This window comes from Edaphosphingomonas laterariae (assembly GCF_900188165.1).
In the GTDB taxonomy this organism is placed as follows: Bacteria; Pseudomonadota; Alphaproteobacteria; order Sphingomonadales; family Sphingomonadaceae; genus Sphingomonas_E; species Sphingomonas_E laterariae.
Window position 1 is genome coordinate 16,885 of the sequence record NZ_FZOS01000018.1, and the last position, 9,394, is coordinate 26,278.

Below are 9,394 nucleotides of genomic sequence, written 5' to 3' on the forward strand. Positions count from 1 at the left end.
CCGCGCGTGACCGGCATCAGCCGGCAAGCAGAGGATGATGAGATGGCCGAACACAAGATGCTGATCGATGGCGCGCTGGCCGATGGGGCGCAGGCGCTCGACGTGATCAACCCCGCCACCGGGTCGCCCTTCACCACCGTCGCCCGCGCGAACGAGGATGATATGCTGCGCGCGATTGCGGCGGCGAAGAAGGCGCAGCCGGCATGGGCCGCCACGCCGCTCGCCGATCGCCAGGCCGCGCTCGTCAAGCTCGCCGACGCGATCGATGCCAATGCCGTCGATCTCGCCCGCACGCTGGTGATGGAACAGGGCAAGCCGCTCGAACAGGCGCAGGCCGAAACCGCTTATGCCGCCATCTTCCTCCGCCATTTCGCCCAGCAGTCGCTGGAACCGGAAACCGTGCAGGAAGATGAAGGCTATCACATCCAGGCGCATTATCGTCCGCTCGGCGTCGTCGCCGGCATCACGCCGTGGAATTTCCCGCTGTTGATCGGCTGCTACAAGCTCGCGCCGGCGGTGCTGCTCGGCAACAGCTTCATCTGGAAGGCCGCGCCGACGACGCCGGTGACGGCGCTGATGATCGCCAATCTCGCGAAGGACATCTTCCCGGCCGGCGTGGTCAACGTGCTTGTCGACAAGAATGATCTGGGCGCGGTGCTGACCGCGCATCCCGATGTCGCCAAGATCAGCTTCACCGGCTCCACCCCCACGGGCCGCAAGGTGATGGAGGCGGCGGCCTCCTCGCTCAAGCGCCTCACGCTCGAACTGGGCGGCAACGATGCCGGCATCGTCCTGCCCGACGCGGATATCGCCAAGACCGCGCAGCGTGCGGTGGGCAGCGCCTTCAACAATGCCGGGCAGGTGTGCATCGCGCTCAAGCGCCTCTACGTCCACCGTTCGATCTACGAGGAAATGTGCGAGGCGATCGCGCGCGAGGCGGCGGAATATGCGCTGGGTGACGGGCTGGAACAGGGCACGCGCGTCGGGCCGGTGCAGAACGCGCAGCAGTTCGAAAAGGCGAAGACCTATCTCGCCGCCGCGCATGCCGATGGCCGGATCATCGCCGGCGGCCAGGTGCGCGAAGGCGGCGGCTATTTCATCGAGCCGACCGTGGTGCGCGACATCGCCGAAGGCTCCAGGCTGGTGGATGAGGAACAGTTCGCGCCGATCCTGCCGGTGATCGCTTATGACGATCCCGCCGATGTCATCGCGCGCGCCAACGCGTCCGAATATGGCCTTGGCGGGTCGGTCTGGTCGGAGGATATCGACAAGGCGCTCGCCGTCGCCGCGCAGATCGAAAGCGGCACGGTGTGGATCAACCACCACACCCATTTCGGCCCGCACATTCCGTTCGGCGGCGCCAAGCAGTCGGGCCTCGGCGTCGAATTCGGCAAGGAAGGGCTGACCGAATTTGCCCAGCGCAGCGTGGTCAGCGTTTCGCGGCAATAATCCGAGGGCAAAGGCTCGGGGGGCTGGCCGCGGCGGGCCCCCACCGGCCGGCCCTCACCGGGGCGCCTGCGCGATACCGGCAAAGAAAAAGGGGCGGCCCCGCTGGGGCCGCCCCTTTTCTGCCCGGCCTGTGGCCGTAACGGGCTTATTTGTTGTGGATCGCGGCGGCAGCGCGAAGGATCTCGAGGATCTTTTCCTGCGCGGCCGGCTCGTCCGTCTGTTCCATCGCGGCGAGCTCGCGGGCGAGGCGGCTGGTGGCCGCTTCGAAGATCTGGCGCTCCGAATAGCTCTGCTCGGGCTGGTCGTCGGCGCGGAACAGATCGCGGACCACTTCGGCGATCGACACCAGATCGCCCGAGTTGATCTTCGCTTCATATTCCTGGGCGCGACGCGACCACATCGTGCGCTTGATCTTGGGCTTGCCCTTCAGCGTCTGCATCGCTTCCTGCAGCGTCACGCTGGACGAAAGCTTGCGCATGCCAACGGCTTCCGCCTTGTTGGTCGGCACGCGGAGCGTCATGCGCTCCTTTTCGAAACGAAGGACATAGAGTTCGAGCTTGGCGCCAGCGATTTCCTGGCTTTGCAGTTCTACGACCCGGCCCACACCATGCTTGGGATATACCACATAATCGCCGACAACGAAGCTCAGCGCCTTGGCAGCCATCAATTACGACCTTTCCCTGGAATTGCCGTCACGTCCTAAACGGTCAGGCTCCCTACATAGGAAGCCCTTGCCGGTAGCGACTAGCGACGACGAATCTGCGTCCCGATACGGAAATGCGCTTACACACGCATCTTAGGTACGCTTTGTAACAGATTCGCCAGAAAAAGGCCAGCACTGCAGACAGCGATGTCAACAGACGTGATTCATCGCCCGCGCCCGCGCTAATGCGGCCTGTATTTACAGGAACTTAGTCGCCCTGGCCGGGTTCGGCCGAGAAATATTTCTCGAACTTGCCCTCTTCGCCCTTATGCTCGTCGGCATCGGCCGGCTGCTCGCCCTTGCGGGTCAGGTTGGGCCACTGCGCCGAATAAGTGGAATTCAGTTCAAGCCACTTTTCCAGGCCGCTTTCGGTGTCGGGCAGGATCGCTTCGGCCGGGCACTCGGGCTCGCAGACGCCGCAGTCGATGCATTCGTTCGGGTTGATGACGAGCATGTTCTCGCCTTCATAGAAGCAGTCGACCGGGCAAACTTCGACGCAATCCATATACTTGCAGCGGATGCAGGCATCGGTGACGACGTAGGTCATGGTCGCTTCTCTCTCCTCGAACGCCGCCCTGCTATGGCTCTGGAACGGGCGCGTCAACATTTCGTGTGCACCTGCGAGACGTTCTCAAATCGCGATGTCGATCGCCTCGGTGGCCGGTGCAAGGTCGGTATAGCATGATTGTGCTTCGGGTGCCGGGCCGCGTCGTTCGGGAATTGCCTCGACGCGGATCACGCGAACCCGCCCATGCAGCGGAAAGGTCAATATGTCACCGACATGCACCTGGGCGTGCGCGCGTTCGATAATTCGGCCGGCGACGCGGATGCGCCCGGCCGTCACGATCGCCTGCGCCACATTGCGCGTTTTCGCCAGCCGGACGAACCACAGGAACTTGTCGATGCGAATCGCCTCACTCATCGGCGCGGATCGCGGCGAGCGCGGCGAAGGCATTGCCGGGGCGGGCGGGTTCGCGGCGGCGCGGTCGCCGTGCGCCGCGCCACGCCCAGCGCGCCCGCGCGTCGCCATCGCCCTCGGCCGGCCGGAAACCCAAAGCGAGCATCAGCTGGGCAAAGCTTGGCGGCCTGAGGCCGAGTGAGGTGGCCAAGGCAGGGTCGGGGGCAAAGGCGGCGCGGCCGCTGTCGCTCGCGCCGATCCGGCGGTCATGGGCGATCCGGGCCAGCCGCTCGGCCAGATCGACGCGCAGCATCTGCGCGCCCAGCGGGCGATAGCCGGCGCGCACGAACGCGGCAAAGGCGTCGCCGTCGGCGGGCGTCGCCAATGTCGCGGCGCCGGCCGGCGGCAGCGCCGGCATCACCCCATTGTCGAAGGCGGCGGCCAGCGCCAGCCGCCAGCGCACCGGCTCGGGCTTCAGCAGCGCGGGGAAATAGACGTCGAGCGTGCCCAGCTTGAGCCCGGTCTTGGCGGCGGCCTGCCGCATCTCGCGGTCGATCGCGGCGATCGCGGGCTCCAGCGTGCGGCGATCGGCGATGCCGCCGGCTTCGGCCAGTGGCGCGTAAAGCCCGCGCAGCGCCGGCGGCACGGTCTTGTCGCGCGCGGCGTTGCTGATCGCGGCCAGCGGCTTCAGCACCCGGTCCACCTCGAACGCGATCCATGCCGCCAGCCGGTCGGCCACGGCCTTGCGCTCGTCGGGCGCCAGCGCGTCGAGCGCCTTGTAGAGCGTGATCTTGGGCGTCAGCAGGTCGCGCCCGCGCGCCAGCCGGCCAACGATGTCGCCGCGCCAGAAGATCGCCACCGGCCGCCCGGCATCGGTGTCGAGGCTGAAGGCGGGGTCGCCATCGGCCACCAGCGCCTTGGCGCGGCGTGAAAGTTCGCCCCCCAGCCGCCGTTCGGCCGCCGCCATCATCCGCTTCATGTCGTGATGGCGGGCCAGATGGTCGGCCTTGAAACGGAAGCCTTCGAGCCGGCCGATCGTCTCGCCGTCCACCGCGACGGCGCCGTCTTCCGCCACCGTCACCGGCAGCGCATCCACGCCGCGCGCGCCAAGATCGCGCATCAGCACCGCCGTCCGCCGGTCCACGAAGCGCTGGGTCAGCCGCTGGTGCAGCGCGTCGGACAGCTTTTCTTCCAGCGTGCGCGTGCGCTCGGCCCATTTCGCCGGATCGTCCAGCCAGTCGGCGCGGTGGGCGATATAGGCCCAGGTCCGCGCCGCCGCGATCCGGTCGGCCAGCGTCTCGACATCGCCCTGCACGCTATCCAGCCGGGCGATCTCGTCGGCGAACCATTGCGCCGGGATATGGCCGTTGCCTTCGCTGAGATGGCGATAGATCCGCGCGACGAAGCGGCCATGCGGCTCCGCGCCGGTCTTGCGGAAATCGGGCAGCCCGCACGCCGCCCATAGCCGCTGGACGAGCCGCGTGCCGCGCGTCCGTTCGCGCACCCAGGCTTCTTCCGCCAGGCGCTTCAGCACGGCCAGGTCGATCGCCTGGGGCGCCATGCGCAGCACCTGCGCCTGCGGGCGTTTTTCCAGCGAGGCGATCAGCGCGTCGACGCTCGAAAAATCGGGTGCGCCCTCGCGCCAGTAGAGGAAGTCGAGCGGCGGGAAGCGGTGTTGCTCGATCGCCTCCACCTCCTCCTCGTCAAAGCCGCCACGCCCGCCTTCCACCGCCAGCGTGCCGAAGGTGCCGTCGCGCTGGTGGCGGCCGGCACGGCCTGCGATCTGCGCCATTTCCGAAACCGTCAGCCGGCGCGATCGCTTTCCGTCGAACTTCTTGAGCGAGGCGAAGGCGACATGGGCGACATCCATGTTGAGGCCCATGCCGATCGCGTCGGTGGCGACCAGATAGTCGACCTCGCCGGCCTGGAACATCGCCACCTGGGCGTTGCGGGTGCGCGGGGAAAGCGCGCCCATCACCACCGCCGCGCCGCCGCGCAGGCGGCGCAGCGCCTCGGCCACGGCATAGACTTCCTCGGCCGAGAAGGCGACGATCGCCGATCGCGGCGGCAGGCGCGAAAGCTTGGCTGGCCCCGCATAGGTCAGCGTCGAAAAACGCGGCCGGTTGATGATCTCGGCATCGGGCACCAGCGCACGCAGCATCGGGCGCAGCGTTTCCGATCCCAGGATCATGGTTTCGTCGCGGCCACGCGCGCGCAGCAGGCGATCGGTGAACACATGGCCGCGTTCCGGGTCCGCGCCCAGCTGCGCTTCGTCCAGCGCGACGAAGGCGAATTCGCGTTCCATCGGCATCGATTCGGCGGTGCAGCAAAACCAGCGGGCATGATCGGGCAGGATCTTTTCTTCGCCGGTGATCAGCGCCACCCGCTCGCGGCCCTTGATCGCCACCACCCGTTCATAGACTTCGCGCGCCAGCAGGCGCAGCGGAAAGCCGATCATGCCGGAGGAATGTCCGCACATCCGCTCGATCGCGAGGTGGGTTTTGCCCGTATTGGTCGGACCCAGCACAGCGGCGATGGGCGAAGCGGCGAAGCGCGACATGCCGGCCAAGATTGTCCGCCGCCTCGATAAACACAAGGGGGTAGCGCGCGGATTCGGCATCCGGGCGGCTCATCGCTTTCATCCCCCGGCTCACCGCAGCAACTCCGCAGAAATCCGCCCTTTAATTTGACTTTAACCCCTTTTCGAAAGATTCCTGTCGTTCGATCGCGCGACCCTTGAGGGAGAACGCGGCGGGGGTTTGCAACACCGGCGGGGGGAAGCCAGCCTTGTATCAGCGGGACGAAGCCGGATTCGGCCAGGGCGGTGGCGCTACGGCGCTGGCGCTCGATGGCGGCCTGCGTCGTTCGCTGGGCGTGTCCGCGCCGGTCTTGCCCGAACTCACCGGCTGGCGCGCCACGGTCCATGATCTCGATCTGGTGGTCGATCTCGGCTCGCGCATTGGCAGCCGCACCTGGTTTCGCGGGCTGGCGACCTGTCTCGCGCTCTGCGCCGCGCCGATCGCCTTCTTCCCCGATTTTGGCTCCGTCGCCGCGCCCGCGCCGCCGGCCATGGCCGAAGCGCAGTGGCAGGAAGCCCGCGCCATCGCGATCGCGCCGCTGGGCCTTGGCGCCGATACCGGGCGGCGGATGGCGCCCACCGATGCCGCCGCGCCGCTGGCCGACACGCCGGAACGCCCGTCGATCGATCTCGTCGCCACCATCGGCCAGGGCGATGGCTTCGCCCGCGTGCTCGAACGCGCCGGCGTCGCGCGCAGTGAAGCGCAGGATGTCGCCAAAATGGTGGCCGGAATCGTGTCGCTGGGCGATCTCCGGCCGGGCACGCGGATGGATGTCACGCTCGGCCGCCGCGCGCGCAAATCCGATGCGCGCCCGCTCGATAATCTGCTGTTCCGCGCCCGCTTCGATCTCAAGCTCGCGGTCGAGCGCGTCGATGGCCGGCTCGCGCTTCGGCGGATTCCGATCGCGGTCGATGATACGCCGCTCCGCATTCAGGGGCTGGTCGGCTCCAGCCTCTATCGCGCCGCGCGCGCGGCTGGCGCCCCGGCCAAGGCGGTTGAAGCCTATATCCGCGCGATCGGCAGCCGCATGTCGATCGGCCGCGATGTCGGGTCCGACGACCGCTTCGACATCATCGTCGAACATCGCCGCGCCGAAACCGGCGAGGTGGAAGTCGGCAAGCTGCTCTACGCCGGGCTGAATCAGGGGCGCCGCCAGACGCGGCTGATGCAGTGGACGGCGGGCGGCTCCACCCAATGGTATGAAGCGTCCGGCGTCGGCGAACGGAAAGGCATGATGCGCATGCCCGTCGCCGGCCGGATGACATCGGGCTTCGGCATGCGCCGCCATCCGCTGCTCGGCTATAGCCGCCTGCACAAGGGGCAGGATTTCGGCGCGGCTTATGGCTCGCCCATTCTGGCCGCGGTCGATGGCGTGGTGTCCTTCGCCGGCTGGCATGGCGGCCACGGCAAATATGTGAAGCTCAACCATAATGGCGGCCTCGCCACGGCCTATGCGCATATGAGCCGCATCGTCGCCAAGTCCGGCCAGCGCGTCGCGCAGGGGCAGGTGATCGGCTATGTCGGGTCGACCGGCCTGTCGACCGGCCCGCATCTGCATTATGAAGTTTACAAGAACGGTGTCGCGGTCAACCCGCGCACGATGAGCTTCACGACGACCTCGCAACTTGCTGGGGGCGATCTCGCCCGCTTCAAGGCGCAGCTCAACCGGCTGCTGGCGGTGAAGCCGGGCGCCGCCGCCGCGCCCAAGGCGGAAGCCAGCGCCGACGCCGCCCAGATCGCCACGCCGCCGCGCGGCTGATCGCGCACCGCTCACGCGCATCGGTCGCGCGCACTGGTGACGCGCACTGGCCGCGCGCCGCATTTCCCGCTACCCGCGCCTTCCCGGATGGAGGATGCGGCATATGGATTGGCAGATTCGCCCGGCGGGGCAGGATGATATCGGCCGGCTGGCGCTGGTCGGCGCGGCCACGTTCCTTGAAAGTTTCGCCGGTATCCTCGATGGCGCGGCGATCGTCGAACATTGCGCGCGCCAGCATGATGCGGGCGTCTATGCCCGCTATCTGCAAGCCGGCGCCAGCGCCTGGCTCGCGGAAGCGGCCGAAGGCGGCGCCCCGATCGGCTATGCGCTCGTCACCGCACCCGATCTGCCCGGCGCCGAACCCGGCGATCTGGAACTGAAGCGCATCTACACGCTGTCACGCTGCCATGGCGGCGGGCTCGGCGCGGCGCTGATGCGCCATGCGGTCGATCGGGCGGCGGCGCAGGGCGCCTCGCGCCTCCTGCTCGGCGTCTATGGCCAGAATGCGCGCGCGATCGCCTTCTACCGCAAGCAGGGTTTCGAACAGATCGGCGAACGCCGCTTCCGCGTCGGCCATCGCGACTATGACGATGTCGTCCTCGCCCGTCCGCTGGGCGTGGCTTAGGCCGATTGCGAAGCGGATGAAGTCGTCCGCTGGCGCGGAAGGCTCAGTATAACCAAGGTATAGAGCGGTTTATCCGAGCCGATCCTGTCGGCCGGAATATGCTTTGGCGCCGGGTGAAAGTCGCGGCACGGACGGCCCCGGCGCGATTATTCCTCGAATTCTTCGGGCAGCGGGTCCTTGCCGGAGATGCGCTTGGCCATGGCCTCGGCCTGCGCCAGCGTGAAGGTGCCGGCGATGGTCAGCACGCCTTCGGTGATAGGCTCAGCCACCACGGGCGCGGCGATCGTCGCGCCGTCCAGCGTCACTTCGACCGGCTTTTGCAGATGCGCGCGGGTGATCGCCTCAAGCCGTTTGGCCGCCGCGGGATCGAGCGTCAGCATGATGCTCGCCGTGCCGTCCAGTTCGGGCATGGCGCGGGCGTCGAGGATCTCGGCCTGCTGGAAGGCTTGCCCGCCGATCGCGAAGCCACCGGCGGCCTGCGCCATCAGCAGCAGGGCGGCCAGCGCGGTGGCGATCGGCTTCATCCTTCGGCTCCATAGCGATCGGCGGTCGCGCGGATCAGGGCGATCATGTTGGGGATGCCCTGCGTGCGGTTCGAACTCAGCTGGTTGCGCAGGTCGAACGGGGCGAGCGCGCCTTCGATGTCCGCCGCCGCGATTTCGGCCGGCGCGCGATCCTGCACCGTCAGCAGCACCAGCGCGATGATGCCCTTGGTGATCGCCGCGTTGGAATCGGCCAGGAAATGCAGTCGCCCGTCGTCCAGCCGGGTGGGATAGACCCACACCGCCGCCGAACAGCCGCGCACCAGCGTCGCATCGGTCTTCAGCGGATCGGGCATGGGCTCCAGCGCGCGGCCAAGATCGATCAGCAGGCGATAACGATCATCGGCGTCGAGAAACTCATATTCCTCGAGTGCGTCGGAAAGCGAGGTCGGTGCGGTCATGCTGCGCCGCTATCACATGCCGCTGCCGGCCGAAAGCGAATGGCGCTTTACGCCGGTTTAACCCTGATTGTTGGCTGGGCGGTTGCGCGGCTGGTTCGCGGTGCCGCGGGCCGGGCGGAAAGCGGCGGAATTGTAGATTTCTTTTTAGATCATATTTTTATGTGAAATCTTCCCGCCGATCCTCTTGTTCACAGGTCGACGCCGGCGGCGATCGCTTCGAGCTTGCGGACGCGTTCCTTGAGATCGGCGAGTTCGATGCGCGAGGCGGGCGAGGGCGCGGCGGCGTGGGCCTGATCGTCGTGCCGGCGATCGATTTCCAGCCGGCGCAGATCGAGCCAGCCGCGCCAGCCCTTGAGCGCCGCCTGGGTGACGATGGTGAGCCCGGCGAGACCGGCGGCGGTGACGGCGAGCCAGAGGGTGGGATCGGTCATGACGGTC

Annotated in this window: 11 protein-coding genes; 4 read left to right on the forward strand and 7 right to left on the reverse strand. The window is 67.5% G+C overall.

Going from position 1 to position 9,394, the window contains the following annotated elements; all coding sequences use genetic code 11:
* Window positions 1–42: 42 nt before the first annotated feature.
* The gene (locus CHB74_RS14615; protein WP_089220431.1) at window positions 43–1,449 is read left to right on the forward strand and encodes an aldehyde dehydrogenase family protein; all 1,407 of its coding nucleotides are present in this window, start codon (window positions 43–45) and stop codon (window positions 1,447–1,449) included.
* A 145-nt stretch (window positions 1,450–1,594) separates the two neighbouring features.
* Here CHB74_RS14615 and CHB74_RS14620 read toward each other — a convergent pair whose 3' ends face one another.
* The 4 genes from CHB74_RS14620 to CHB74_RS14635 form a co-directional block, all read right to left on the reverse strand.
* Entirely contained in the window at window positions 1,595–2,113 is a 519-nt protein-coding gene (locus tag CHB74_RS14620; RefSeq protein WP_089220375.1) for a CarD family transcriptional regulator, read from the reverse strand.
* 247 nt (window positions 2,114–2,360) lie between these two features.
* Window positions 2,361–2,699, reverse strand: coding sequence for a ferredoxin FdxA (gene fdxA, locus CHB74_RS14625; RefSeq protein WP_089220376.1), 339 nt, complete (start codon window positions 2,697–2,699; stop codon window positions 2,361–2,363).
* Window positions 2,700–2,783: 84 nt separating this feature from the next.
* Window positions 2,784–3,074 (reverse strand): RNA-binding S4 domain-containing protein, encoded by a 291-nt coding sequence (locus CHB74_RS14630; RefSeq protein ID WP_089220377.1) that lies wholly within the window; start codon window positions 3,072–3,074, stop codon window positions 2,784–2,786.
* A complete protein-coding gene (locus CHB74_RS14635) occupies window positions 3,067–5,610 on the reverse strand; it encodes a helicase-related protein (protein WP_089220378.1) in 2,544 nt (847 codons plus the stop codon). Before CHB74_RS14635 ends, CHB74_RS14630 begins: the two co-directional genes overlap by 8 nt.
* 227 nt (window positions 5,611–5,837) lie before the next feature.
* Here CHB74_RS14635 and CHB74_RS14640 point away from each other — a divergent pair, with 227 nt between their 5' ends.
* Window positions 5,838–7,388 (forward strand): M23 family metallopeptidase, encoded by a 1,551-nt coding sequence (locus CHB74_RS14640; protein WP_089220379.1) that lies wholly within the window; start codon window positions 5,838–5,840, stop codon window positions 7,386–7,388.
* Between the two features lie 103 nt (window positions 7,389–7,491).
* On the forward strand, window positions 7,492–8,013 hold the full coding sequence (locus CHB74_RS14645; protein WP_089220380.1) for a GNAT family N-acetyltransferase: 522 nt from the start codon (window positions 7,492–7,494) through the stop codon (window positions 8,011–8,013).
* A gap of 146 nt (window positions 8,014–8,159) precedes the next feature.
* On the opposite strand, the gene CHB74_RS14650 is transcribed toward CHB74_RS14645, so the two are convergent.
* Both CHB74_RS14650 and CHB74_RS14655 read right to left on the reverse strand, forming a co-directional pair.
* Window positions 8,160–8,537 (reverse strand): SecDF P1 head subdomain-containing protein, encoded by a 378-nt coding sequence (locus tag CHB74_RS14650; RefSeq protein ID WP_089220381.1) that lies wholly within the window; start codon window positions 8,535–8,537, stop codon window positions 8,160–8,162.
* The gene (locus CHB74_RS14655; protein ID WP_089220382.1) at window positions 8,534–8,956 is read right to left on the reverse strand and encodes a SufE family protein; all 423 of its coding nucleotides are present in this window, start codon (window positions 8,954–8,956) and stop codon (window positions 8,534–8,536) included. Before CHB74_RS14655 ends, CHB74_RS14650 begins: the two co-directional genes overlap by 4 nt.
* A 39-nt stretch (window positions 8,957–8,995) precedes the next feature.
* Between CHB74_RS14655 and CHB74_RS22640 the strand changes: the two genes are divergently transcribed.
* Window positions 8,996–9,121: a hypothetical protein gene (locus CHB74_RS22640; RefSeq protein WP_281253548.1), complete on the forward strand. Its 126-nt coding sequence runs from the start codon at window positions 8,996–8,998 to the stop codon at window positions 9,119–9,121.
* Between the two features lie 23 nt (window positions 9,122–9,144).
* Here CHB74_RS22640 and CHB74_RS14660 read toward each other — a convergent pair whose 3' ends face one another.
* Entirely contained in the window at window positions 9,145–9,387 is a 243-nt protein-coding gene (locus CHB74_RS14660; protein ID WP_089220383.1) for a hypothetical protein, read from the reverse strand.
* Between the last annotated feature and the right edge of the window lie 7 nt (window positions 9,388–9,394).